The following is a 23,408-nucleotide window of genomic DNA, read 5'->3' on the forward strand; positions in this document are numbered from 1 at the left end:
GAACAATGCCATGAAGACGGTTGCTGGTTGGGGTGTGTTTTCGCGCCGGAGCGTGATTGCGGCGTCTGTTGCGCTTGGCCTTGCCGCCTCGATGGGAAGCGGGGCGTTTGCCGCGGCAAAGACGTCGGTCACGATCGGCATGACGATCGAACCCATTGGTCTCGATCCGACGATTGCCGCCCCTGTCGCGATCGGGCAGGTGAGCTGGCAGAATATCTTTGAGGGCCTGACGACGGTCGACAGCGCCGGCAAGGTGCAGCCGCAGCTTGCGGAAAGCTGGGAGATTTCCTCGGATGGGAAGACCTATACGTTCAAGCTGCGCCAGGGCGTGACCTTCCACAACGGCGTCGCCTTCGACTCGTCCGTTGCGAAATTTGCGATCGACCGGGCTCGCGGCGCCGACAGCGTCAATCCGCAGAAGCGCTATTTCGCCTCGATCGAGACAGTGGAGACGCCCGATGCCGCAACGCTGGTGCTGAAGCTGAAGCAGCCGGCGGGCAGCCTGCTCTACTGGCTCGGCTGGCCGGCATCTGTCATGGTCGAGCCGAAATCCGCTGCCGACAACAAGACCACGCCGGTCGGCACCGGTCCGTTCAAGTTCGTGTCCTGGCAGAAGGGCTCGAAGGTCGATCTGGCGAAGAACACTGACTACTGGAACAAGTCCGTTTCGGTGAAGCTCGAGACAGCGGTCTTCCGGTTCATCGCCGATCCGCAGGCGCAGGCAGCGGCCCTGAAGGCCGGCGATGTCGACGCGTTTCCGGAGTTCGGCGCGCCGGAACTGGTCTCCTCCTTCGAGGGCGACACGAAGCTCACGACCGTGATCGGCAATACCGAGCTCAAGGTCGTGGCTGGCATGAACAATTCGCGCAAGCCATTCGACGACAAGAAGGTTCGCCAAGCGCTGATGATGGCGGTGGATCGTGCGACCGTTGTCGAAGGTGCATGGTCGGGTTACGGCACGCCGATCGGCAGCCACTACACGCCGAACGACCGCGGCTTCAAGGACTTAACCGGCGTCTACCCCTACGACGCCGAAAAGGCGAAGGCGCTTTTGAGCGAGGCCGGATATCCGAACGGCTTCTCCTTCACCATGAAGGCGCCGCAGATGGCTTATGCGCAGCGCTCGTCGCAGATCCTGCAGGCGATGTTTGCCGAAATCGGCGTCACGATGAATATCGAAACGACCGAGTTTCCCGCAAAATGGGTATCGGACGTGCTGAAAGCCGGCGACTACGACATGACCATCGTTGCCCATGCGGAGCCGATGGACATCGATATCTACGCCCGCGACCCCTATTACTTCCACTACAAGAACCCCGCCTTCAACGAGATCCTCGCCAAGGTCGAGGCGACCGCCGATCCTGCGGAACAGGACAAGCTCTACGGCGAGGCGCAGACGATCCTGGCAGAGGACGTCCCGGCCTTGTTCCTGTTCGTGATGCCGAAGCTCGGCATATGGGACGCGAAGCTGAAGGGGCTGTGGGAGAACGAGCCGATCCCATCGAACGTGCTGACCGAGGTGTTCTGGGAAGAATGACGATGCGTCTCGCCGTGATCTGCGCCGGTGACGTTTCCGACAACGCGAGAGGCGTTAAGCTTTGCGATGAGGTGGCCTTGGGAAAGATGGGGCTTAATCGCGGATGACTGAAATCCCCCTCTGGCCTGCCGGCCATCTCCCCCACAAGGGGGGAGAAGGTATGCGGCACCCGATTGCCTCGATCGTGGCCCGGCGGTTCGGCTGGGTTAAGCCCTCCCCCTTGTGGGGAGGGTGGGGAGGGGCGACTGGCGTAGGCATGGTGGATGTTGGAGGGTGCGGCCCATGATCTCCATCCTTATCCGCCGCATCCTGTCGCTCATCGTCACGCTTCTCGTCGTGTCGCTGCTGATCTTCGTCGTCATGGATCTCTTGCCGGGTGATCCCGCGGCGATTGTGCTGGGGACGTCAGCAAGCCCGGAAACGCTGGCGGCGCTCAGAACCCAGATGGGGCTCGATCAGCCCCTGCCGGTGCGTTATCTCGCCTGGTTATGGGGTGTTTTTCAGGGCGATTTCGGGCAGTCCTATACCTATGGCGTGCCGGTCGCGGGGCTGATCGCGGAGCGGCTGACGGTGACGCTGCCGTTGGCGCTGATGGCGGTTCTGATGTCGGTCGGAATTGCCGTGCCACTCGGCGTGCAGGCCGCGAAAAAGCATAACGGCATGTTCGACGCCGTTGTCGGCGCAGTCTCTTACGTCAGTATCGCGGTGCCGGCCTTCTGGGTGGGGCTGCTGTCGATCATCCTGTTTTCGACGCTGCTCGGCTGGATCCCGGCAGGTGGATTCCCGGGCTGGGACGCGGGGCTGCTGGCCGGGTTGCAGGCGTTGCTGCTGCCAGCGATCGCGCTGGCGCTGCCGCAGGCGGGCGTGTTGACACGCGTTGCGCGGGCCGCGGTGCTGGACGTGATGAACGAGGATTATGTGCGCACCGCCCGCGCCAAGGGGCTGGGCGAGGGGGCGGCACTCTGGCGCCATGCGGTGCCGAATGCGCTTGTGCCTGTGGTGACGATGATCGGCATGCAGTTCACCTTTCTGATCGCCGGTGCAGTGCTGGTCGAAAACGTCTTCAACCTGCCGGGTCTGGGAAGGCTTGCCTACCAGTCGCTGGCGCAGCGTGACATCGTGGTCATGCAGGACGTCGTCCTGTTTTTCTCAGCCCTTGTCATCGTCGTCAATTTCCTCGTCGACCTTCTTTACCTGGTGATCGATCCGCGGCTGAGGGTGGGGGTGAGATGAGGCAACTTCTGCGCCGTCCCGTTCTTCTTGCCGGGCTTGTCGTGACGCTGTTCCTGTTTCTGGTGGCGTTGCTTTCGCTGGTCTGGACGCCTTATCCGCCGTCGAAGATGAACATCGTCCACAAGCTGAAGCCGCCATTCGAATTCGGCCTGCTCGGGACCGACCAGTTCGGACGCGATGTCGCTTCCGCGCTGATGGTCGGCGCCTGGAATTCGCTGTCTACGGCGCTGCTTGCGGTGGCGATCGGCGCCACGATCGGCACGGCGGTCGGCACCGTGGTGGCGATGCGGCGCGGCTGGGTCGAACAGATCGTGATGCGCGGCTGCGACATCATCTTCGCGGTTCCGCCGATCCTGTCGGCGATGATGCTCGGCGCCTTTATCGGATCCGGCCGGTTCACGGCGGTCATCGCTATTGCCACGTTCATGGTGCCCGTCTTCGCACGCCTCACGCTGGCCGCGGCCCGGCAGATCTGGACGCGCGACTATGTGGCGGCGGCTATCGGCATGGGGCGTTCGAAGCTGACAATCACCTTCGTCCACATCCTGCCCAATATTTCGAACCAGATCATCGTGCAGGTGACGATCCAGCTCGGTCTCGCGATCCTGACCGAGGCGGGGCTTTCCTATCTCGGGCTCGGCATGCCGCCGCCGAACCCGACCTGGGGGCGGATGCTTGCGGATTCGCAGACGTTCCTTGGACAGGCGCCTTGGCTCGCCTTGATGCCGGGTCTGGCGATCGCGATCGCGGTGCTGGGCCTCAACATGCTCGGTGATGGTCTGCGCGACCTTCTCGATCCGCGCTCGACACCCTGATTTTTAAACGACGACCTGAGTGAAAGACTTTTCATGAACGCCCTTTTGAAACTGACGATCCGGGACATTCTTTCTCTTTATGCGCAGAAGAAGCTTTCGCCGCTCGAATACTGGGAGGTGGTCGAGGCACGGGTTGCGGCGTTCGAACACCAAGTTCAGGCGCTCTACCTCTACGATCCGGAAAGCGCACGGCAACAGGCGAAAGCCTCCACCGAGCGCTGGGCGAAGGGCGAGACGCTGGGGATGCTCGACGGCATTCCGGTGACGATCAAGGAACTGATCGCCACGAAAGGGCATCCGGTGCCGCTCGGGACCGCCGCGACGGAGCTGACGGCGGCGGCCAGCGATGCGCCGGCCGCTGCACGGCTGCGCGAGGACGGCGCGGTGATCTTCGCAAAGACCACATGTCCCGATTACGGCATGCTGTCGTCAGGGCTTTCCAGCTTTCACCCTTTGAGCCGCAATCCCTGGAACCTGACGCAGAACCCGGGCGGATCCAGTGCCGGCGCGGCGTCTGCTGCGGCTTCGAGCTTCGGACCCCTGCATATCGGCACCGATATCGGCGGTTCGATCCGGCTGCCGGCCGGCTGGACGGGGCTTTTCGGCTTCAAGCCCAGCCAGGGCCGCATTCCGGTCGATCCGTTCTTTGTCGGGCGCTGTGCCGGCCCGATGACGCGGACGGTGGAAGACAGTGCGATCGCCATGGCGACCCTGTCGCGCCCCGACTGGCGCGACGCGTCATCGCTGCCGCCCAACGCCTTCGACTGGGTGGATCTCGACATCGACGTCAGGGGGATGAAGATCGGGCTTATGCTGGATGCGGGCATCGGGATCTCTCTCGACGACGAGGTCCGCGCGGCGGTGACGGCTGCGGCAAAGCGGTTCGAGGCGGCGGGGGCCGAGATCGTGGAGGTTTCGCCCGTCATGACGCGGACGATGCTGGACGGGCTCGACAGTTTCTGGCGGGCGCGGTTCTGGGGCGATATCGAGACGATGCCGGACGAGCGCAAGGCGCAGATCCTGCCCTACATCTTCGAATGGGCAAAGGGCGGGGCTTCGGTTTCCGGCGTCGAGGCGGTGCGCGGTTTCAACCAGACGATCGAGATGCGCAAGGCCTGTGCGAGACTCTTCTCCGGCGTCGATGCGGTTTTGTCGCCGACCAACCCAATCGTCTCCTATCCGGCCGACTGGGCATCGCCGACCAACGATCCCTTGAAACCGTTCGAGCATATCGGCTACACGGTGCCGTGGAACATGTCGGAGCAGCCGGCCGCCTCGATCAACTGCGGTTTCTCCCGCAGCGGAATGCCAATCGGGCTGCAGATCGTCGGGCCCCGGTTCGCAGACTTGCTCGTTCTGAAGCTGTCGCATGCGTTTGAGCAGTGGACCGGCGGCGTGACCAACTGGCCAGACCCGAGACTTACGCCCTGATCTGCGCATCGAGTGACGGTCCGAGCGCAAAAATCGGCGATGGAACCTTCACGGTTTCGCCGCGTTTCATTTTGGCAGACGAATGCGTGCACTTTGCGTCTGGTGGAGTATGATGTGCGAGAGGCAACCTTTCGAACATGACCGGGCCTGATATCCCGATCTTCGCCAAGCCTCACAGTTTGCATGTCGTTTGAACCTTTCCGCAAAGCCCGCGCCTTCCGCGCGGCGCCAAGATCCGTAGAAACAGGAGATCTCCATGGCCGCAGCTACTTCCACGAATGCCGAAATTGCCCGCGCTCGCACCGCCGCCGGTGCTGCTACGACGTCTGACATCGAAGCGCAGCTGCAGCAGCTCCGCGAAGATATCTCGTCGCTTGCCAAGACCGTCGGCGCCGTCGGCAGCAGCACGGCGAGTGAAGTGAAGGGCAAGGCCCGTCGCGCCGCATCCGATGCGACCGATGCGTCCATGCAGATGGTTGAAGCTGCCCGCGAGCAGGCGATCTCGTTCGAGCGCGACCTGGAAGCGAAGATCCGCAAGGCACCGATCCAGTCGATCGCGATCGCAGCCGGCGTTGGCTTCGTCTTCGCTCTTCTGTCGCGTCGCTAAAGATGATGGGCCTTGGTCCCCTTATCGCTTCGTTTGCCGCGATGGATATCGCGGCATTTACGGAGCGGCTGAAGCGCAACATCATGCTGTATGGGTTGGCTGCACTTTTCGTGCTGACGGCCTATGTGCTGGGCGTTGCGGCACTTGCCGTTCATCTGTCGCAGTTCTGGGGCCTTCCCATAGCGCTTCTGGTGGTTGCAGGCGGCGCGCTGCTGCTGGCCGTTATTTTCTACCTTTCGGTGACGCTCACCGCGAGAGCGGAAGTCAAGCGCAAGAAGCAGGCAGTGGCCGCCAATAGCGGCAAGACGCTGGCTTTGACGGCAGCACTCACAGCGGTTCCGCTTCTTCTGAAGTCGAAGCCCCTGATGTTTGCATCGATCGCGGGGGGCCTCGGCTTCCTCGCCCTGAGCGGTGGCAGGACGCGTCATCGCTTTACAAATTCTGGAGAGTAACACCAGCCGTTACTCGTCTTTCGATCATTGAGCTGCCGGACAAGTTCCGGCAGCTTTTTTTGTGTCTTGTCGGATTGTCATGAGGCTCTGGTCGACGCTCGCCCGGAGCGAAGGGATGCGTGCTATTCAGAATTCTGCAAACACGGGGGAGGGCAGTTGTCTGGCGCTACGCGAAACACACAAAAACGCCGCCCGTGAAGGCGGCGTCTATGAGTTTACATGTACTTCGCTGAACGTTCAGCCGCCGAAGGCGCGGGACGTGATGGCTGCGTCACCGGCATCCGGGCCGTAATCGACCTCGCCGGATACGCCAAGCAGTTCCTGTAGGCGTGTACGGGCGCGCGAGACGCGGCTCTTGATCGTGCCGACAGCGCAACCGCAGATCTCTGCAGCTTCCTCATAGGCAAAGCCTGCGGCGCCGACGAGAACAATCGCTTCGCGCTGATCGTCCGGAAGCTTGTCGAGCGCTGCACGAAAATCCTGCAGGTCAAGGCGACCATACTGTTCGGGGTGCACGGAAAAGCGTTCGGAGAACAGGCCGTCGCTGTCTTGCACTTCGCGGCCACGCTTGCGCATCTGGCTGTAGAATTCGTTGCGCAGGATCGTGAACAGCCAGGCCCGCATGTTGGTGCCGGCCGTAAAGCTCTTCTGGTTCGCCCACGCCTTCATGATCGTATCCTGGACAAGGTCATCGGCCTTGTCGTGACGACCGGTCAGCGAGACGGCAAAAGCGCGCAGGTTCGGCAGCGATGCCAAAAGGTCGCGCTTGAAAATGCGATCGTCGTTATCTTCTTCCTTGCTCATTTCGCATCCACCGATTTGGCGTTGCGCTCGGCATGGTCGAGCCGTTCGAGCAGATCGAGGAAGCGATCGGGGATACCCTCCTCCTGGACTGCGTCATAAAATTCACGCAGTTTTCGAGAGATCGAGGCGTTGGGAGACACTGACCCAGGCCTTGCTTCTTGAGATTGGCTTGTTGTCATGTCATCTTTTTTTGTGTTGTCGTCACTCATCACTCAAATGGCCTGTTCGATATCGTCACCTCACAATTCGCGGATCGAAAAAAAGTTCCACCCTTGCGGAACTTTTTTTAAGTACCCACGTTATTAGTCCGTCAATTGCCCTCATTGGGTCCCGGGGAGTATTTTTTTATGTCACTGACCTCACGCGTTGCGTCTCATCTTCCATATCTGCGCCGCTATGCGCGGGCCGTTACCGGATCGCAGACATCGGGAGACGCCTATGTCGCGGCGGTCCTCGAGGCCCTGATCGCGGACGTCTCCATCTTTCCGGAGTCGTCTAAGGATCGTGTATCGCTTTACAAACTGTTTGTCGCAATTTTTGGTTCCACTTCAATCGAGATCCGGCCGATCGACTCGCCGTTTGCTTGGGAACAGCGCGCAGCGGCTAACCTTTCGAACCTTCCGTCGCAGTCCCGTCATGCCTTCCTTCTGATTTCGGTCGAAGGCTTCACGATTGAGGAAGCGGCTGAAGTTCTCGATATCAGCGTTGGTGAAGTGAACAAGCTTCTCGACGAAGCCTCGCGCGAAATCTCCCGCCAGGTCGCGACCGATATCATGATCATCGAAGACGAGCCGCTGATCGCGCTCGACATCGAGCAGATGGTACAGGACCTTGGTCACCGCGTCACGGGTATCGCCCGTACCCACAAGGAAGCGGTATCGCTGTTCCAGACATCGCAGCCGAAGATGGTTCTCGCCGATATCCAGCTGGCGGACGGAAGCTCCGGCATCGACGCGGTCAACGAGATCCTGAAGTCCTCCAATGTCCCTGTGATCTTCATCACGGCATTCCCGGAGCGTCTGCTGACCGGCGAGCGGCCTGAGCCTGCTTTCCTCGTCACCAAGCCTTTCAATCCGGATATGGTGAAGGCTCTGATCAGCCAGGCCTTGTTCTTCAATGACGCGGTTAAGGCTGCTGCCTGATCTATCTGCCATCGATCGATTTTAGGCAGGAACAAACCCCAAAGAGAGGCGTTCTGGGATATCGGAACGCCCCGCTTGCTTTCCCGCTATGATGCCGAGCGATGTCTTCCCTTGATTTAAAGCGTCCGTGGGATACTTACCTGCGGATATTGAAAAAGAGATTTGGCCTGGTTGGTACGTCTCGTTAGAGCTAAGGATTACCAAAGGGTTGGGTTGTTTCGACAAGACCGACACTTTATAAGATTTTGAACTTGAATGAGTTGCGGAAGTCTATATTCAGACTTCCGTTCGCCTGGAAGTCGCAACGGAGTTTACCAAGTGACGCATCCGCTGACATGGCAGCAAGCTGGTCAGAGTGATGACAAGTTGCGTGAGTTTTTCATGCCAGCGCTGATTGATCTCGGCGCATGCATCATTATCCAGGACACCCAGCAGAATTACCTTCTCGTTGCCAACCTGCCTCAGGTCTGGTCGCTTCAAGGCGTGGATGCGCCAAGCGATGCAAGCCTGTTCGGCGACGACGTGGCTGCGAAACTCCACACGCTGAAATCGGAAATGACCGAGCTTGGCCGCAAAGGCCATATCGAGGTCACGGCGGGTTCGGACCAGGTCTTCGAATTCCGCGTCCAGGCCGTCGGCGTCGAAGGCGGGAACCTGCATCTGGTCACCACGATCAATGACCGGTCGGAAGAGCGGCATCGTGAGCGGTTGCTCCGGGCCTTGCTGCGCGAAGTCAGTCACCGCTCCAAGAACCTGCTTGCGATCATCCAGAGCATCGCGCTTCAGACGGCGCGCTATTCGGGGTCGCTCGATCTTTTCCTGCACAAGTTCCGGGGGCGGCTCTATTCGCTGTCGCAGAGTCAGGACCTGATCACCGATTCGAGTTGGCGCGGCGCCTATCTGTTCGATCTGGTTCAGCAACAGACCGAAAAGTATCTTCCTGATAACAAGCATCTCGTCCGCATGGGCGGTGACAACGTGCTGCTGACGCCCAATGCATCGCTGCATGTGGGGCTGGCACTGCACGAGCTGGTGGTCAACGCCGTCAGTCACGGCTCCGTCATGCGCAGCCGCCTGCCGATCGAAGTGGCGGCCAACCGGGTGCACGTGGATGGGCATGACGTTCTTGAGATCGTCTGGGACGAGGCGTTGATAGAAAACGACAGCGTCGACGTCAGCGAGGATGGGATGCGATCGCATTTCGGCAGCACCGTTCTCGAACGGGTGGTACCTGCGTCCGTCAACGGCAAGGCACGATATGTGATCTCCAACGATCGCATTCAGTACCGCCTGAGCTTTCCGCTCGAAGGCGCCAGCGACTGAAGGTCGGGCCTACCAATTCCCCACATGACGCGAAGGCCCGATGATCGAAGCATCGGGCTGTTCGCGAATGTCGAGCCACGGGGATAGCCCCATGCGGGGCTCGTTGCTCGGCGCAATGTTTTCACGTCACAAGGGAATAAGTCGTGCCGGCGATAGCGGCTGCCCAAAACGGAGCTGGCTCGGTTCCACTAGGGAGCCGAGCCAGTTCTTCTCTTCGAGGGGGATTGAAGAGTATGTCCGAAGGCTCTTTGTAGGGCGGGGGACGGGGGGTCGCCTTCAGACATCAGTAGAACGGGCGTCCGGGAATTAGGTTCCGGCATATTTTCAAAAAATCGAAGAAAAAATGAGAGCGGACGACGCAACGGAAAACGGCGGCTTTCGCCGCCGTTCCGGGTCGTATCTGGAGCGCTGAAATCAGCGCTTCAGGGTTCTCGGATCGAGCGCATCGCGGATTGCATCGCCCATGTAGTTGACGCTCAGAACCGTTGCAGAAATCGCAAGGCCTGGCCATAGCACGCGTGATGGCGTCAGCTGCAGGAAGTTGGCGCCGTCAAACAGCAATCGTCCCCAGGTCGGGAAATCCGACGGGAAGCCGAGGCCGAGGAAGGACAGCGACGATTCCGTGATAATGGCCGAGGCAATGCCGAGCGTCGCAGACACCATGATCGAGGACAGGACGTTGGGCAGGATATGCCGCAGCACGATCCGGTATTCCCGCATTCCGCTCGATTTCGCCGCCAGGATGAATTCCTGGCTTTTCACCGCAAGCACATCGCCACGCACGATACGTGCCGTGTGCATCCAGCTCGTGACGCCGATGACGACCACGATCAGGATGAAGATGCCGGTCTCCGGTCCGAAGGCTGCGCGCAGCGTATCGCGGAACAGAAGCAGGATCACGAGCAGAAGCGGCAGAAGCGGCAGGGCCAGGAACAGGTCCGTCAACCGCATCAACGGCCCATCGAGCCTGCGGAAGTAGCCCGAGAGGACCCCCACCAGCGTGCCCAGGAAGAGGGCGAGCAGCATGGCGGTGATGCCGACCGCAAGCGAGATGCGGCCACCGGCCAGAACCTGGGCCAGCATGTCCTTGCCGAGATTATCGGTTCCGAACGGATGCGCCAGCGACGGCCACTGGTTCTTCTCGCGGATGTTCAGCTGGTTGGGCGCGACCCTGTGGATATAGGGGCCGACATAGACAGCCAGAACGATGAAGGTGAAGACGATGAGGCCGGCAACGCCGCCCTTGTGCGCCCGGAACTGCCGCCACATGTCGGCCATCGCGGAGCGCGTGGGAGATGATGCCTTGGCGGGCGCGGGGTTGGTGATTGTCGCGTCAGTCATACCGGATCCTCGGGTCAAGAATGCCGTAGAGAACGTCGGCGATCAGGTTGAAGAGTACGATCAGCACCGCAAAGATGAAGGTCAGCGTCTGAACGAGAGGGATATCGGCGCCCTGGACGGCGACGATCAGCAACTGCCCCAACCCGTTCACGCGGAAGATCTGTTCGGTGATGATGGCGCCGGAGAAGATGGTGGGTACGCCGAGCGCGATCACCGTCACGACCGGGATCAGGCTGTTGCGCAGAACGTGGACGAGCAGCACGACGTTTTCCTTGACGCCCTTGGCGCGGGCGGTGCGGACATAATCCTGATGCAGGTTGTCGAGCATGGATGCGCGCACGAACCGGGTGATCTGCGACGCGTTGTAAAGCGCCAGAACCGCCACCGGCATTGCCATCTGCTTTGCCTGCGCAACGAAGGTGGCAAAGCTCGTGACCTGCAGATTGGTGTCGTAGACCGACGGGAACCACTGGAGGTAGGACGAGAAGATGACGATCAGAAGCACGCCGGTGAAGAAGGTCGGCACCGAATAGCCGACCATCGAGACGAACGTGCCGACCTGGTCGAAGATCGAATACTGCTTGTAGGCGGAGATGACGCCGATCGGAACAGCGATCAGAATGCCGAACAGATAGGCGAGGCCAACGACCCAGAGCGTCTGTGGCAGGCGCTGGACGATGAGATCAACGACAGGGCTGCGGGTTGCCCAGGAGAGGACACGCATGCGCTGACCATCGCCGAACTGCCAGCCTGTCAGACGTTCGAGAATATTCAGCGGCTCGTTGATGAAGAATTGCTGCAGCCAGTAGAGATAGCGCAGGAGGAAGGGCTGATCCATGCCGAGCGAGGCACGGATCTGTGCGCGGACTTCCGGCGGGATCGTCAGGGGCAGGTCGCCAGTCGGATCGTTTGGTGCCAGATCGAGCAGCGCGAAGATGACGAAGCTGATGATCAGCAGGGTCGGTATTGCGAAGAACAATCGTCGCAACGTGTATGTGAACATGTACGAATTTCTCCAGACGACGCCGGATCATGCCGCAGAATGCGGTGATAGGGCGCGAAGTCCTGATGTGCCGCATCAGATTTTCCCGGGCCGATGAGCCCCGGGAAGATCATGCCATACGAAGCGTGAGACAGAGCGCCGGCAACCGCTGAGGGCTGCCGGCTGTCTCCTTACTTCTTGCGCGACCAGTCTGCGATGTTCCACACCTGGCTGTCCCAGGAGTTCATCTTGATGCCGTCGAGCGTGAGCGCGAAGGACGACTGGTCACCGCGGTGGACGAGCGCGATATGTGCGCCTTCCTCGGTCAGCATGTCGTTGAGCTGCTTGGCGATTGCTGCGCGCTTGTCGAGATCTGCGGTTCTGGACAGTTCGCTGACCAGCTTGTCGTAGTCAGGGTTGCAGTAGCGCGGGATGTTCTGCCCCTGCCAGCCGTTTGCCGGGCCGGGGATCTTGTCGCACAGCCATTCCGCCATGTACTTTTCAGGATCGGTGCCATCGAAGTTGTTGGTGTACATTTCAACGTCGGCATAGAACTTCTGGAACGTGTCCGGGCTTGCCGGGTCGCCACCGAAGAAGACGGAGGCAGACGCGTTGCGGAGTTCCGCATCAACGCCGATTTCCGCCCACATCGCCTTGACCAGTTCCTGGGTCGCCTGGCGAACCGAGTTGGTCGAGGTGGAGTAAAGGTAGGAAAGGCGCACGCCATCCTTGGCGCGGATGCCATCGGAACCCTTCTTCCAGCCGGCATCTTCGAGCAGCTTGTTGGCGCCCTCGATATCCTGCTTCAGGCACCAGCTGTCGTTCTTGGTGGAAGCAACGACTTCCGGAGCGGGCAGGATGTTGCAGGTGGCCCTGCCGGACTGGCCGTAGCCGGCCTCGACGATGATGTCGCGGTCGATGGCAAGCGACAGTGCACGGCGAACGGCCGGATCCTTGAGCGACGGATGCGGGCCGGCTTCCTTGGTGGAGCGCTTGGCGCCCAGCGAAGGATCGGCATTGAAGTGGTTGAGGTTGATACGCTCGACCTGGGTGCCGAACGAGATTTCAAGACGGCCCTTGCCGGCAGCGAGCATGGTCTGCAGCACTTCAGGCTCGACCTGAGCATTCCAGGCGTAATCGTATTCGCCGGTTTCAAGCACGGCACGGGCAGCCGATGCCGCATCGCCGCCACCCTTCAGGGTGATCGATGCGAAGGCAGGCTTTGCCGGATCACGGTAGTTCGGGTTGGCCTTGAAGGTGATGACGTCGTTCGGCTTGAAATCGGCGACCATGAAGGCGCCGGTGCCGATCGGACCGAAGTTGGCGGCCGTGCAGCCGGGAGCCTTGGCGCCGACGCAATCCTTGAACTGCTTGGCCTGGATGACCGGCGACTGGGCGCCCACAAAAGCCGAATAGGGGTAGGGCTTCGGCTCGGTAAAGGTGATCTTGACGGTGTTCGGGTCGATCGCCTCGACGTTCTTGACGCCTTCGTACTGAGCCGCCTGGGCGCAGCCGCCATCCGGCGCCGTGCAGTATTTCCAGGTGAAGATCACGTCTTCAGCGGTAAACGCCGTTCCGTCGGACCATTTGACGCCCGGCTTGATCTTCCAGGTCATGCTGAGAAGGTCTTTTGCCACGCCGCCGTTTTCAACCGTCGGGATCTCGGTCACGAGCCACGGAACCAGTTCGCCCTTCTCGTCGTAGCGGGCGAGGGGCTCAATCACGATCGAGGACGCATAGACTTCCTTCGTGCCAGCCGAAAGATACGGATTCAGCGTGGAAACCGCCTGCCAGAACAGGGCCTTCAGGTCTCCGTCAGTGCCGCGCTCGGCGTGGGCTGCGGTGCCACCCAGGGCGAGCACGGCAACCGTGCCGACCAGTAGGCGCTTCAACTTCTTCATGCTGCTATTCCCCTTGATGTTGATTTGTCTCGATTTTAGTGCCCGGATCGCCCGTTTGCCGGTGTCGATGCCGTCGAGCTGCATGGCGCCCTGTCTTCCTTGGCGCGTCGCAGATTAGAATTCCCGCATCCTCCTGAAAAGTATGTCGTATATGACATTTGATACCCGCAATATGCCGAGGTGATCAAAATTTGAGCCATCTAAGCATAGGCCTATTTTGTGTTCAAGGGCGAAAATTGACGCTTGCAAATTCAAACGAAGCCGTCGCAATATCCAAGCCTTCGAGACCGGAAATGCTAAGAAATCTAAAGGATTGTCCAAATGCCTGTCATCAATCGCGTCGCCGAAATGCAGGATCAGGTTGCAGAATGGAGACGCCATCTGCACGAGAATCCGGAGCTTCTCTACGACGTTCACTACACATCCGCCTTCGTTGCCGAGAAGCTGAAAGCCTTTGGTTGCGACGTGGTTGAGAGCGGCATCGGCAAGACGGGCGTCGTCGGCATCATCAAGGGCAGCCAGGGCGATGGCCCGGTTATCGGCTTCCGTGCCGACATGGATGCGCTGCCGATTCTTGAGACATCGGGCGTGCCGTGGGCTTCGAAAACACCGGGCAAGGCGCATTCCTGCGGCCATGACGGACATACCGCAATGCTTCTGGGTGCGGCCCAGTATCTCGCCGAGACCCGCAATTTCAAGGGTTCCGTCGCTGTGATTTTCCAGCCGGCCGAAGAGGGCGGTGCGGGCGCACTTGCGATGATCGAGGACGGAATGATGGATAAGTTTTCCATCAAGGAAGTCTACGGCATGCACAATGCACCGGCGCTCCCGGTCGGCAGTTTCTCGATCCGCAAGGGCGGCATCATGGCGGCGGCCGATACGTTCGAGATCACCATTTCCGGCCGTGGCAGCCATGCCGCCCAGCCGCATCTGTCGATCGACCCGGTACTGACCGCGTCGCATGTGGTGATCGCGCTACAGTCGGTCGTTTCGCGCGAGACGGATCCGCTCAAATCCCTCGTCGTCACCGTCGCTTCCATCCATGGCGGCCAGGCGAGCAACGTCATCCCGGCCTTCGTGACGCTGGCCGGTACCGTGCGCACGCTTCTACCGGAAACCCGCGACTTTGCCGAAAAGCGCCTGAAGGAAGTGGCTGAGGCAACCGCAATCGCACATGGTGCTACGGCCGAGGTCGTCTACAATCGCGGCTATCCGGTCACCTTCAACCATGACAACGAGACCGATTTTGCTGTCGGGATCGCCTCGAAAGTGGCGGGCCAGGGCAAGGTCGACGCCAATGCGGCACCGCATATGGGCGCTGAAGACTTCTCCTACATGCTGGAGCAGCGGCCGGGTGCCTTCATCTTCCTCGGCAATGGCGATACCGCCAATCTTCACAATGCGGCCTACGACTTCAACGACGAGGCCATTCCCTACGGCGTGAGCTACTGGGTTTCGCTTGCCGAAACGGCGCTCGCCGCCTGATCGTATACTCTTCCGACCGGCCCCTCGCGATGCCGCCACCAGTCGCGACGGGGCCGCCCAAATCAAGGAAACATGCATGCTGCTTTCCGGACCTGCGATGGAACAGTCTGGCGGATCGGTCACTCCGGTCCTGTCTGTGAAGAACCTGACGACGTCGTTCAAGGTGAACGACGAATGGAAGACGGTTGTGCGCAACATCTCGTTTGATGTGGCACCGCGCGAGACGGTTGCGATCGTGGGCGAAAGCGGCTCCGGAAAATCGGTGACGTCGCTATCGATCATGCGGCTGTTGCAGAAGAATTCGAGCCGCATCGAGGGGCAGGTCTTTCTTCAGGGCAAGGAGCTTCTGGCCCTGCCGGAGGAGGAGATGCGTCGGGTGCGCGGCAACGACATCTCGATGATCTTCCAGGAGCCGATGACCTCGCTCAATCCGATCTTTCCGATCGGAAAGCAGATCGCCGAGGCGCTGACGGTTCACACCAACATCTCCAAGGCCGAGGCAAAGGCGGAGGTGATACGGCTTCTCGAGAAGGTTCGCATCCCCAACGCCAAGAGCCGTTTCGACGAATACCCGCACCAATTTTCCGGCGGCATGCGCCAGCGCGTGATGATCGCCATGGCACTTGCGGCCAAGCCGAAGCTTCTGATCGCCGACGAGCCGACGACGGCGCTCGACGTGACGATCCAGGGGCAGATCCTCGACCTCATCAAGATGCTGCAGGAAGAGGAGGGCATGTCGGTCCTGTTCATCACCCATGACATGGGTGTGGTGGCGGAGGTGGCCGACCGGACGATCGTGATGTTCCGAGGCGATGCGGTGGAAACCGGCCAGACCGGCGATATCTTCCATCGCGGCCAGCATGCCTATACGCGAGCGCTTCTGTCCGCCGTGCCGAGGCTCGGGTCTATGGGGCAGAGCAAGCTGCCGATGCGGTTTCCGCTGATCGACGTCAATACGGGCGAACAGCAGGTTCTCGGCGAAGTGTTCGACACGGTCGCCAAGGGCAAGACGCCGATCCTCGACGTGAAGGATCTGACGACGCGGTTCGACATCCATTCCGGCCTTCTCGGACGCAAGTCCGGGGCGGTGCATGCGGTGGAAAAGGTCTCGTTCGATCTCTATGCCGGCGAAACGCTTGCGCTGGTGGGTGAATCCGGTTGCGGCAAGTCGACCACCGGACGGTCCGTGACGCGGCTGATCACGCCGACCAGCGGCACCGTGCAGGTGGACGGCTATGACGTGATGAGCCTCGATCAGCATGCGCTTCGAACCATGCGTCGGTCGATCCAGATGGTGTTCCAGGATCCGTTCGCTTCCTTGAACCCGCGCATGAGCGTGGGGTCGGCCGTCGCCGAACCGTTTATCGAGCACAAGCTCGGCACCAAGGCGCAGGCGCGCGAAAAGGCGGCGAACCTTCTGGAAAAGGTCGGACTTTCGGCCGACATGATGCGGCGCTTCCCGCACGAGTTTTCCGGCGGCCAGCGGCAGCGCATCGCGATCGCCAGGGCTTTGATGCTCGATCCGAAGGTGATCGTTGCCGACGAAGCGGTGTCGGCGCTGGACGTGTCGATCAAGGCGCAGGTCTGCAACCTGCTGCTCGACCTGCAGCAGTCTCTCAATCTCGCCTTCCTGTTTATCTCCCACGACATGGCCGTGGTGGAACGGGTAAGCCACCGGGTGGCGGTGATGTATCTGGGCGAAATCGTCGAGATCGGCCCGCGGGCGGCGGTGTTTGAAAATCCGCAGCATCCCTATACGAAGAAGTTGATGTCGGCGGTGCCGGTGCCCGATCCCTCGCGACGCCGGATCAAGCGCAACCTTTCCACCGAGGAAATCAAGAGCCCGATCCGGTCTGTCGATTTCGTGCCGCCGGTACGGGAATATCGCGAAGTCGGCGTAGGACATCTGGTGCAGGTGGCCTGACGGCGGTCGGCCCGGAACGAACGCGAATGCGGCGCCAACTGGGGCGCCGCCTCGCATCTATCATTTGTCGGATTTCGCGATCTGCAGTATGGTGGCTGCATGAGCGACAGGGATGATATCCGCCAGCGCACACTGGAAGCGGCGCACCTGCAGATGATCGAGGGTAACCCCCTCGATGCTGACGATTTAGCCATGTTCGAAATGTTCGATCGAGAGGGGTTTTCGCCGGATCAGGCAATTGCCTATGTCACCAGCAGGATTCGAGTACAAGCCGAAACGAAAAGCAAACAATAGGACGGATCGTACATGGTCACGATCACAGTCACCCAGTTGCAGGACGACTTCGAACGTTATCTCGATATGGCGCAGCGTGAGCCCGTGTCGATAGAGAAAAAAGGCGAGGACAGCGTCGTCATCATGTCCGCTGAAGAATATAAACGGCTCAAGGTCTATGATGACAGGCAAGCCGTTTATCCATGGGAATTGCCAAACGAGGTCATTGCCGCCCTGGATTTGGTTGAAGTTCCGGAAGAAACAGCTCGGTTCGATCATGAATACAAGTAAAGGAGGGCTCTGCTGACTTCAGAGCCCCGCCCAGGTCTTGTTATTCGATACGCTTATCTGTGGCGTAACGAGGTTCTCCGTGGGCAGGAGGAGGGAAAAGATCGGCCCTGCGCTGTTGTCCTCGCGGTCAGATCTGAAGCAGGTCGGTTACTCTTATATGTCGCGCCGATCACGCACAGCCCGCCGACAGATATGAAGTATGCGGTTGAGCTGCCACCAGAAACCAAACGGCGTCTTGGCCTAGACGCGCAACCTTCTTGGGTGAAAACAGACGATCTCAACGTATTCACATGGCCTGGGCCAGACGTGCGGCCGGTCGGACGAGGCCAGGGCTTTTCTTCCGAAAGCCATGATGGTCGATGTTCTTGACGGAATACGACAATCAATTCGCGATGTACGGGCGAAAGCGGTCAATCGCGATGTCGCCGTCAAAGCGGAGGAGTGACACTCCTTCCCCATCGCCATTTGACAGCCCCTCAAAAAACATGTCAGCAAATCGACCAGAGGAGATTTACTGCCATGGCTAAGCGGAGTGACACCCAAGGCCGGCTCGACGATGCTGCACGCGCGGGCTGGCTCTATTACGTCGCGGGGAGGACCCAGGACGAGATCGCCAATGCCATGGGCATTTCCCGCCAGTCGGCCCAGCGGCTCGTGTCGCTTGCGGTTGCCGAGCGGTTGATCAAGGTCCGGCTCGACCATCCGATCTCCGCTTGTCTCGAACTCGCTGAAGGGCTGCGCAAGAAATACGATCTCAAGCATGCGGAAATCGTGCCGAGCGATCCGGGCGGCAGTTCATCCACGGTCGGTATCGCCGAAGCGGGGGCGGGCGAGATCGAGCGCTGGCTGAAACGGCCGGATCCGATCATCATCGCCGTGGGGACAGGTCGGACGCTGAAAGCCGCTGTCGATCAGCTGCCGCCGATGGAATGCCCGCAGCACCGTATCGTGTCGCTGACCGGCAATATCGGGCCGGACGGGTCGGCCGCCTATTACAACGTCATCTTCTCGATGGCCGATGCCATCAAGGCGCGGCATTTTCCCATGCCGCTGCCGGTCCTTTGTGCCTCCATCGAGGAGCGCGACACGCTGCATGACCAGGCGCTCGTGCGCTCGACGCTTGCGCTCGGGGCGCAAGCCGACGTCACCTTTGTCGGGATCGGCGAACTCGGCGTCGATGCGCCGCTCTGCGTCGACGGATTTCTGGAGCGCGACGAAATGGTGTCGCTGGTGGATCGCGGTGCCGCGGGCGAAATTTGCGGCTGGATCTACGATCAGCAGGGTGAGTTGCTCGACAGTGCCGTCAACGGCCGGGTGGCCTCCGTGCCGATCCCGTCGCGCGAGACATGCTGTGTCATTGGCATTGCCCAAGGCAAGAAGAAATGGGTCGCCATGCGCGCAGCCCTGAAAGGCGGACTGCTCAACGGCATCATCACCGACGAGGCCGCAGCGCGGTATCTGCTTACTGCTTAAGCGCGGCAGATAGAATTCTGCCTGAAATTTCAGTGAATTGTCGCTTTCGGTTGCATCGCAGCGATGAATTCCCATTGACTTGCGCTAGCTTTATGTGGGTAATTGCCCATGAGCAAAGCGAATGCTCGCATTCCATCTTCTCGGGAGGAAGATATGACCATGAAAACTATTCTGCTGGGCGCCTGCTCAGCTCTGGCCTTTGTGGCCACGACTGCATCTGCCGAAACCCTCACCATTGCGACAGTCAACAACGGCGACATGGTCCGCATGCAGGGCCTGACGTCCGAGTTCACCAAGGCGAACCCGGACATTCAGGTCGAGTGGGTCACGCTCGAAGAAAACGTCCTGCGCGAACGCGTGACGACGGATATCGCGGCCGGTGGCGGCCAGTACGACATCGTCACGATCGGCAACTACGAAGTTCCGATCTGGGCCAAGCAGAAGTGGCTTCTGCCGCTCGAAGGTCTCGGCGACAAGTACGACATGGACGACCTGCTGCCGGCGATCCGCGGTGGTCTTTCGGTCGACAACAAGCTCTATGCGGCACCGTTCTACGGCGAATCCGCCATGATCATGTACCGCAAGGACCTGTTCGAAAAAGCCGGCCTGAAAATGCCGGAAACCCCGACCTGGGAATTCATCGCTGACGCTGCCGAGAAGATGACCGACCGCAAGGCCGACATCAGCGGCATGTGCCTTCGTGGCAAGGCCGGCTGGGGCGAGAACATGGCCTTCGTTTCGGCGCTGACCAACTCGTTCGGCGGACGCTGGTTCGACGAAAACTGGAAGCCGCAGTTCGATCAGCCGGAATGGAAGGCAGCACTTACCTTCTACGCCGACATGATGAAGAATTCCGGCCCGTCGGGCGCTTCTTCCAACGGCTTCAACGAAAACCTGACGCTGTTCCAGCAGGGCAAATGCGGCATGTGGATCGACGCGACCGTCGCTGCATCGTTCGTGTCGAACCCGAAGGACTCCAAGGTTGCCGACAAGGTCGGTTATGCGCTCTTCCCAAGCAAGGAAGGCGTCGCCAACCACGGCAACTGGCTCTGGTCCTGGAACCTTGCCGTTCCGGCATCGTCCAAGAAGGCTGAATCGGCTCAGAAGTTCATCTCCTGGGCAACCAGCAAGGAATACACGACGCTTGTTGCTGCCAAGGAAGGCTGGGCCAACGTTCCTCCGGGCACGCGCACCTCGCTCTACAAGAACGCGGACTACCAGAAGGCCGCCGCCTTCGCAGCTCCGACGCTTGCTGCCATGGACGCTGCCGACATCACCAAGCCAACCGTCAAGCCGGTGCCTTATACCGGTGGCCAGTTCGTCGCGATCCCTGAATTCCAGGCTCTCGGCACCACGGTCGGTCAGTTGTTCTCGGCTGTTGTCGCCGGCCAGTCCACGGTCGATGACGCGCTTGCCGCCGCTCAGGCAACGGCAACCCGCGACATGACCCGCGCCGGTTACATCAAGTAAGCTTGGTCAAGACACTGCTGTCCGGCATCCGTGCCGGGCAGCAGATCACAGGATGACGATTGGATGCTGAACCGCATCTCGCTGTTCCAGCACGCTACCCTATAAAAACAAGATCATGCCTTCGCGTCCTCCTCTGGCCGCGTGCGGCGCGCTTACCTCCGGGGAGGGGCCTCAAAGATGGCAACGCAAAATACCAAGACGTTGGCACGCCTGATGATGGCGCCCTCCGTCATCGTTCTTTTGGTTTGGATGGCCGTACCGCTCGCAATGACGCTGTACTACTCGTTCCAGAACTACAACCTGCTGACGCCGCAGAACGTGAGCTTCGCAGGCTTCTTCAATTACCAGTATTTCTACACGGACCCGGCCTTCTTCCAGTCGATCTGGAACACGATGCTGCTGGTGCTCGGCGTGCTCGGCATTACCGTCATCGGCGGTGTCGCGATCGCGCTTCTGCTCGACCAGCCGATCTTCGGCCAGGGCATTGTCCGCATTCTGGTGATCTCGCCGTTCTTCGTGATGCCGCCGGTGGCCGCGCTGATCTGGAAGAACATGATCATGCATCCGGGCTACGGCGTGCTGGCGGATCTCGCGCGGTTCTTCGGGGTTCAGCCGATCGACTGGTTTGCCCAGTATCCGCTGTTTGCGGTGATCATCATCGTCGCCTGGCAATGGTTGCCGTTTGCGACGCTTATCCTTTTGACGGCGCTTCAGTCGCTCGACAGCGAGCAGCGCGAAGCAGCCGAAATGGATGGCGCCAACTTCTTCAACCGCTTCATCTACCTGACGCTGCCGCATCTTTCGCGCGCGATCACTGTCGTCATCCTGATCCAGACGATCTTCCTGCTCGGCATTTACGCTGAAATCCTGGTCACCACCAATGGCGGTCCGGGCTATGCGTCCACCAACCTCACCTTCCTAATCTACCGCACTGCACGTCTCGGCTATGACGTCGGCGGGGGTGCAGCGGGTGGTATCATCGCCGTCGTGCTTGCCAACATCGTCGCCTTCTTCCTGATGCGCGCCGTCGGCAAGAACCTGGACAAGTAGGAGGAACGATCATGGCTCGCAAAGTAACAACCGGAGCGAAGATCGGCTGGACAATCCTGGCCTGGGTCGTCGCACTCCTGATCTTCTTCCCGATCCTCTACGCGCTGATCACCAGCCTGAAGACGGAGCAGGAAGCGATCGCCGGCTTCAGCCTGATCCCATCGGGCACGCTTGAGAACTACATCACGGTGCAGACGCAGCGCGACTATTTCAAGCCGTTCATGAACTCGGTGATCCTGTCGGTCGGCTCCACCATCCTCGCGCTGATCATCGCGATCCCCGGGGCCTGGGCGATGGCGTTCGCGCCCGGCAAGCGTACCAAGGACATCCTGATGTGGATGCTGTCGACCAAGATGATGCCGGCCGTGGCGGTGCTGCTGCCAATCTTCATCCTGTTCCGCAACTTCGGCCTGCTCGACAGCCGCATCGGCCTCACCATCATGCTGACGCTGATCAACCTGCCGATCGTGGTGTGGATGCTCTACACATACTTCCGCGAAATTCCGGGCGAAATCCTGGAAGCGGCACGGATGGACGGCGCCAACCTGTGGAAGGAAATCGTCTACGTGCTGACGCCGATGGCGGTTCCCGGCATCGCCTCGACGCTGCTCCTCAACATCATCCTTGCCTGGAACGAAGCGTTCTGGACGATCCAGCTGACCACGACAAACGCGGCTCCGCTGACGGCCTTCATCGCCTCCTTCTCCTCGCCGCAGGGTCTGTTCTGGGCAAAGCTTTCGGCGGCCTCGACCATGGCCATCGCGCCGATCCTCATCCTCGGCTGGTTCAGCCAGAAGCAACTCGTTCGCGGCCTCACGTTTGGCGCGGTTAAGTAAGGATCACTCTTATGGGCAGCATTACTCTTTCCAAAGTCTCGAAGACGTTCGGCGAAGCCAAGGTCATTCCGTCGATCGATCTCGAAATCAACGACGGCGAGTTCGTCGTGTTCGTCGGACCTTCGGGTTGCGGCAAGTCCACGCTTCTGCGTCTCATTGCGGGGCTTGAAGACGTGACCGGCGGCCAGATCAAGATCGACGGTCGCGACGTGACGGACGCCGCTCCGGCCGAACGCGGCCTTGCGATGGTGTTCCAGTCCTATGCGCTGTATCCGCATATGAGCGTGCGCAAGAACATCGCTTTCCCGCTCAAGATGGCGAAGATGGAACAGTCGGCGATCGACAAGAAGGTCGCCGATGCGGCGCACATCCTCAACCTCACCGATTATCTCGAGCGTCGCCCCGGTCAGCTGTCGGGCGGCCAGCGCCAGCGCGTGGCCATCGGCCGTGCGATCGTGCGCGAACCTTCGGCCTTCCTGTTCGACGAGCCGCTCTCCAACCTCGATGCGGCACTGCGCGGCACGATGCGTCTGGAGATCAGCGACCTGCACAACCAGCTGAAGACCACGATGGTCTACGTTACCCACGACCAGATCGAAGCCATGACCATGGCCGACAAGATCGTGGTGCTCAACCGCGGCAATATCGAGCAGGTCGGCTCGCCGCTCGAGCTCTACAAGTCGCCGCGCAATCTGTTTGTCGCAGGCTTTATCGGTTCGCCGAAGATGAACCTGCTCGAAGGTGACTACGCCAAGGCGAAAAACGGCAAGACCGTGGGCGTTCGTCCCGAACATATCGGGCTTTCCAAGGACAGCGGTCTGTGGAAAGGCCGGGTTTCGGTTGCCGAACATCTGGGCGCCGACACGTTCCTGCATCTCGACGTCGATGGTATCGGCCCGATCACGGCGCGTGCCGGCGGCGAGTTCGGCGCGAGCTACGGCGACACGGTCTACCTGACGCCGGATGAAACCAAACTGCATCGCTTCGACGACAAGGGTCTTGCGATCCGGGCCTGAATGATCCCAAAGGCCTGAACAG

22 protein-coding genes are annotated in these 23,408 nt (G+C 60.3%); 17 read left to right on the forward strand and 5 right to left on the reverse strand.

Features of this window, described 5'->3' with window-relative positions:
• The first annotated feature begins 10 nt into the window (after positions 1 to 10).
• From ASF70_RS19170 to ASF70_RS19195, 6 genes are all read left to right on the forward strand, one after another.
• Entirely contained in the window at positions 11 to 1,537 is a 1,527-nt protein-coding gene (locus tag ASF70_RS19170) for an ABC transporter substrate-binding protein (protein WP_062582017.1), read from the forward strand.
• 282 nt (positions 1,538 to 1,819) lie between these two features.
• Positions 1,820 to 2,770, forward strand: coding sequence for an ABC transporter permease (locus ASF70_RS19175; RefSeq protein ID WP_062582020.1), 951 nt, complete (start codon positions 1,820 to 1,822; stop codon positions 2,768 to 2,770).
• Positions 2,767 to 3,585 carry an ABC transporter permease gene (locus ASF70_RS19180; RefSeq protein WP_062582021.1) on the forward strand — a complete coding sequence of 273 codons (819 nt, stop codon included), beginning with the start codon at positions 2,767 to 2,769 and terminating at the stop codon, positions 3,583 to 3,585. Before ASF70_RS19175 ends, ASF70_RS19180 begins: the two co-directional genes overlap by 4 nt.
• 33 nt (positions 3,586 to 3,618) lie before the next feature.
• On the forward strand, positions 3,619 to 5,016 hold the full coding sequence (locus ASF70_RS19185; protein ID WP_062582025.1) for an amidase: 1,398 nt from the start codon (positions 3,619 to 3,621) through the stop codon (positions 5,014 to 5,016).
• A gap of 256 nt (positions 5,017 to 5,272) precedes the next feature.
• The gene (locus ASF70_RS19190) at positions 5,273 to 5,623 is read left to right on the forward strand and encodes a DUF883 family protein (protein WP_062461311.1); all 351 of its coding nucleotides are present in this window, start codon (positions 5,273 to 5,275) and stop codon (positions 5,621 to 5,623) included.
• Positions 5,624 to 5,625: 2 nt separating this feature from the next.
• Complete coding sequence (locus ASF70_RS19195; protein WP_062582026.1) at positions 5,626 to 6,075, forward strand: hypothetical protein; 450 nt, start codon at positions 5,626 to 5,628, stop codon at positions 6,073 to 6,075.
• A gap of 237 nt (positions 6,076 to 6,312) precedes the next feature.
• Here ASF70_RS19195 and ASF70_RS19200 read toward each other — a convergent pair whose 3' ends face one another.
• Complete coding sequence (locus tag ASF70_RS19200) at positions 6,313 to 6,879, reverse strand: RNA polymerase sigma factor (protein WP_062461307.1); 567 nt, start codon at positions 6,877 to 6,879, stop codon at positions 6,313 to 6,315.
• On the reverse strand, positions 6,876 to 7,058 hold the full coding sequence (locus ASF70_RS19205) for a NepR family anti-sigma factor (protein ID WP_062461941.1): 183 nt from the start codon (positions 7,056 to 7,058) through the stop codon (positions 6,876 to 6,878). The genes ASF70_RS19200 and ASF70_RS19205 overlap by 4 nt, the downstream gene beginning before the upstream one ends.
• Positions 7,059 to 7,226: 168 nt before the next feature.
• On the opposite strand from ASF70_RS19205, the gene ASF70_RS19210 reads away from it, so the two are divergent.
• Both ASF70_RS19210 and ASF70_RS19215 read left to right on the forward strand, forming a co-directional pair.
• Entirely contained in the window at positions 7,227 to 8,021 is a 795-nt protein-coding gene (locus ASF70_RS19210; RefSeq protein WP_062461304.1) for a response regulator, read from the forward strand.
• A 381-nt stretch (positions 8,022 to 8,402) separates the two neighbouring features.
• Complete coding sequence (locus tag ASF70_RS19215; protein WP_244474087.1) at positions 8,403 to 9,344, forward strand: sensor histidine kinase; 942 nt, start codon at positions 8,403 to 8,405, stop codon at positions 9,342 to 9,344.
• Positions 9,345 to 9,758: 414 nt separating this feature from the next.
• Here the strand turns inward: ASF70_RS19215 and ASF70_RS19220 are convergent, their stop codons facing one another.
• The 3 genes from ASF70_RS19220 to ASF70_RS19230 form a co-directional block, all read right to left on the reverse strand.
• Positions 9,759 to 10,685: an ABC transporter permease gene (locus ASF70_RS19220; RefSeq protein WP_062582028.1), complete on the reverse strand. Its 927-nt coding sequence runs from the start codon at positions 10,683 to 10,685 to the stop codon at positions 9,759 to 9,761.
• Positions 10,678 to 11,688, reverse strand: a complete 1,011-nt coding sequence (locus ASF70_RS19225) for an ABC transporter permease (protein ID WP_062582030.1) — start codon at positions 11,686 to 11,688, stop codon at positions 10,678 to 10,680. The genes ASF70_RS19220 and ASF70_RS19225 overlap by 8 nt, the downstream gene beginning before the upstream one ends.
• 170 nt (positions 11,689 to 11,858) lie before the next feature.
• Positions 11,859 to 13,568, reverse strand: a complete 1,710-nt coding sequence (locus tag ASF70_RS19230; protein WP_062583076.1) for a peptide ABC transporter substrate-binding protein — start codon at positions 13,566 to 13,568, stop codon at positions 11,859 to 11,861.
• A 321-nt stretch (positions 13,569 to 13,889) separates the two neighbouring features.
• Between ASF70_RS19230 and ASF70_RS19235 the strand changes: the two genes are divergently transcribed.
• The 9 genes from ASF70_RS19235 to ASF70_RS19275 all read left to right on the forward strand — a co-directional run bounded on the left by ASF70_RS19235 (position 13,890) and on the right by ASF70_RS19275 (position 23,386).
• Entirely contained in the window at positions 13,890 to 15,053 is a 1,164-nt protein-coding gene (locus tag ASF70_RS19235) for a M20 aminoacylase family protein (protein ID WP_062582033.1), read from the forward strand.
• Between the two features lie 76 nt (positions 15,054 to 15,129).
• Positions 15,130 to 16,977, forward strand: a complete 1,848-nt coding sequence (locus ASF70_RS19240) for an ABC transporter ATP-binding protein (protein ID WP_062582034.1) — start codon at positions 15,130 to 15,132, stop codon at positions 16,975 to 16,977.
• 99 nt (positions 16,978 to 17,076) lie between these two features.
• Positions 17,077 to 17,271: a hypothetical protein gene (locus ASF70_RS19245; RefSeq protein ID WP_062582036.1), complete on the forward strand. Its 195-nt coding sequence runs from the start codon at positions 17,077 to 17,079 to the stop codon at positions 17,269 to 17,271.
• A gap of 12 nt (positions 17,272 to 17,283) precedes the next feature.
• Positions 17,284 to 17,541, forward strand: coding sequence for a type II toxin-antitoxin system Phd/YefM family antitoxin (locus ASF70_RS19250; protein WP_062582038.1), 258 nt, complete (start codon positions 17,284 to 17,286; stop codon positions 17,539 to 17,541).
• A gap of 519 nt (positions 17,542 to 18,060) precedes the next feature.
• The gene (locus tag ASF70_RS19255) at positions 18,061 to 19,014 is read left to right on the forward strand and encodes a sugar-binding transcriptional regulator (RefSeq protein WP_062582041.1); all 954 of its coding nucleotides are present in this window, start codon (positions 18,061 to 18,063) and stop codon (positions 19,012 to 19,014) included.
• A gap of 153 nt (positions 19,015 to 19,167) precedes the next feature.
• On the forward strand, positions 19,168 to 20,484 hold the full coding sequence (locus ASF70_RS19260) for a sugar ABC transporter substrate-binding protein (RefSeq protein WP_062582043.1): 1,317 nt from the start codon (positions 19,168 to 19,170) through the stop codon (positions 20,482 to 20,484).
• Positions 20,485 to 20,661: 177 nt separating this feature from the next.
• Entirely contained in the window at positions 20,662 to 21,534 is an 873-nt protein-coding gene (locus tag ASF70_RS19265) for a sugar ABC transporter permease (protein ID WP_062461269.1), read from the forward strand.
• 11 nt (positions 21,535 to 21,545) lie between these two features.
• Complete coding sequence (locus ASF70_RS19270) at positions 21,546 to 22,370, forward strand: carbohydrate ABC transporter permease (RefSeq protein WP_062461266.1); 825 nt, start codon at positions 21,546 to 21,548, stop codon at positions 22,368 to 22,370.
• A gap of 11 nt (positions 22,371 to 22,381) precedes the next feature.
• Positions 22,382 to 23,386, forward strand: coding sequence for an ABC transporter ATP-binding protein (locus tag ASF70_RS19275; protein ID WP_062461262.1), 1,005 nt, complete (start codon positions 22,382 to 22,384; stop codon positions 23,384 to 23,386).
• The last annotated feature ends 22 nt before the right edge of the window (positions 23,387 to 23,408 follow it).

The organism is Rhizobium sp. Leaf321 (genome assembly GCF_001423215.1).
Lineage (GTDB): Bacteria > Pseudomonadota > Alphaproteobacteria > Rhizobiales > Rhizobiaceae > Neorhizobium > Neorhizobium soli.

What these genes read in the sequence shown, in the direction of transcription:
- ASF70_RS19220 (WP_062582028.1), bottom strand. Translation starts at nt 10,685, where the DNA reads ATGACTGACGCGACAATCACCAACCCCGCGCCCGCCAAGGCATCATCT.
- ASF70_RS19230 (WP_062583076.1), bottom strand. Translation starts at nt 13,568, where the DNA reads ATGAAGAAGTTGAAGCGCCTACTGGTCGGCACGGTTGCCGTGCTCGCC.
- ASF70_RS19250 (WP_062582038.1), top strand. Translation starts at nt 17,284, where the DNA reads ATGGTCACGATCACAGTCACCCAGTTGCAGGACGACTTCGAACGTTAT.
- ASF70_RS19180 (WP_062582021.1), top strand. Translation starts at nt 2,767, where the DNA reads ATGAGGCAACTTCTGCGCCGTCCCGTTCTTCTTGCCGGGCTTGTCGTG.
- ASF70_RS19170 (WP_062582017.1), top strand. Translation starts at nt 11, where the DNA reads ATGAAGACGGTTGCTGGTTGGGGTGTGTTTTCGCGCCGGAGCGTGATT.
- ASF70_RS19210 (WP_062461304.1), top strand. Translation starts at nt 7,227, where the DNA reads ATGTCACTGACCTCACGCGTTGCGTCTCATCTTCCATATCTGCGCCGC.
- ASF70_RS19240 (WP_062582034.1), top strand. Translation starts at nt 15,130, where the DNA reads ATGCTGCTTTCCGGACCTGCGATGGAACAGTCTGGCGGATCGGTCACT.
- ASF70_RS19260 (WP_062582043.1), top strand. Translation starts at nt 19,168, where the DNA reads ATGACCATGAAAACTATTCTGCTGGGCGCCTGCTCAGCTCTGGCCTTT.
- ASF70_RS19200 (WP_062461307.1), bottom strand. Translation starts at nt 6,879, where the DNA reads ATGAGCAAGGAAGAAGATAACGACGATCGCATTTTCAAGCGCGACCTT.
- ASF70_RS19270 (WP_062461266.1), top strand. Translation starts at nt 21,546, where the DNA reads ATGGCTCGCAAAGTAACAACCGGAGCGAAGATCGGCTGGACAATCCTG.
- ASF70_RS19215 (WP_244474087.1), top strand. Translation starts at nt 8,403, where the DNA reads ATGCCAGCGCTGATTGATCTCGGCGCATGCATCATTATCCAGGACACC.
- ASF70_RS19255 (WP_062582041.1), top strand. Translation starts at nt 18,061, where the DNA reads ATGGCTAAGCGGAGTGACACCCAAGGCCGGCTCGACGATGCTGCACGC.
- ASF70_RS19190 (WP_062461311.1), top strand. Translation starts at nt 5,273, where the DNA reads ATGGCCGCAGCTACTTCCACGAATGCCGAAATTGCCCGCGCTCGCACC.
- ASF70_RS19275 (WP_062461262.1), top strand. Translation starts at nt 22,382, where the DNA reads ATGGGCAGCATTACTCTTTCCAAAGTCTCGAAGACGTTCGGCGAAGCC.
- ASF70_RS19235 (WP_062582033.1), top strand. Translation starts at nt 13,890, where the DNA reads ATGCCTGTCATCAATCGCGTCGCCGAAATGCAGGATCAGGTTGCAGAA.
- ASF70_RS19205 (WP_062461941.1), bottom strand. Translation starts at nt 7,058, where the DNA reads ATGACAACAAGCCAATCTCAAGAAGCAAGGCCTGGGTCAGTGTCTCCC.
- ASF70_RS19195 (WP_062582026.1), top strand. Translation starts at nt 5,626, where the DNA reads ATGATGGGCCTTGGTCCCCTTATCGCTTCGTTTGCCGCGATGGATATC.
- ASF70_RS19225 (WP_062582030.1), bottom strand. Translation starts at nt 11,688, where the DNA reads ATGTTCACATACACGTTGCGACGATTGTTCTTCGCAATACCGACCCTG.
- ASF70_RS19245 (WP_062582036.1), top strand. Translation starts at nt 17,077, where the DNA reads ATGAGCGACAGGGATGATATCCGCCAGCGCACACTGGAAGCGGCGCAC.
- ASF70_RS19265 (WP_062461269.1), top strand. Translation starts at nt 20,662, where the DNA reads ATGGCAACGCAAAATACCAAGACGTTGGCACGCCTGATGATGGCGCCC.
- ASF70_RS19185 (WP_062582025.1), top strand. Translation starts at nt 3,619, where the DNA reads ATGAACGCCCTTTTGAAACTGACGATCCGGGACATTCTTTCTCTTTAT.
- ASF70_RS19175 (WP_062582020.1), top strand. Translation starts at nt 1,820, where the DNA reads ATGATCTCCATCCTTATCCGCCGCATCCTGTCGCTCATCGTCACGCTT.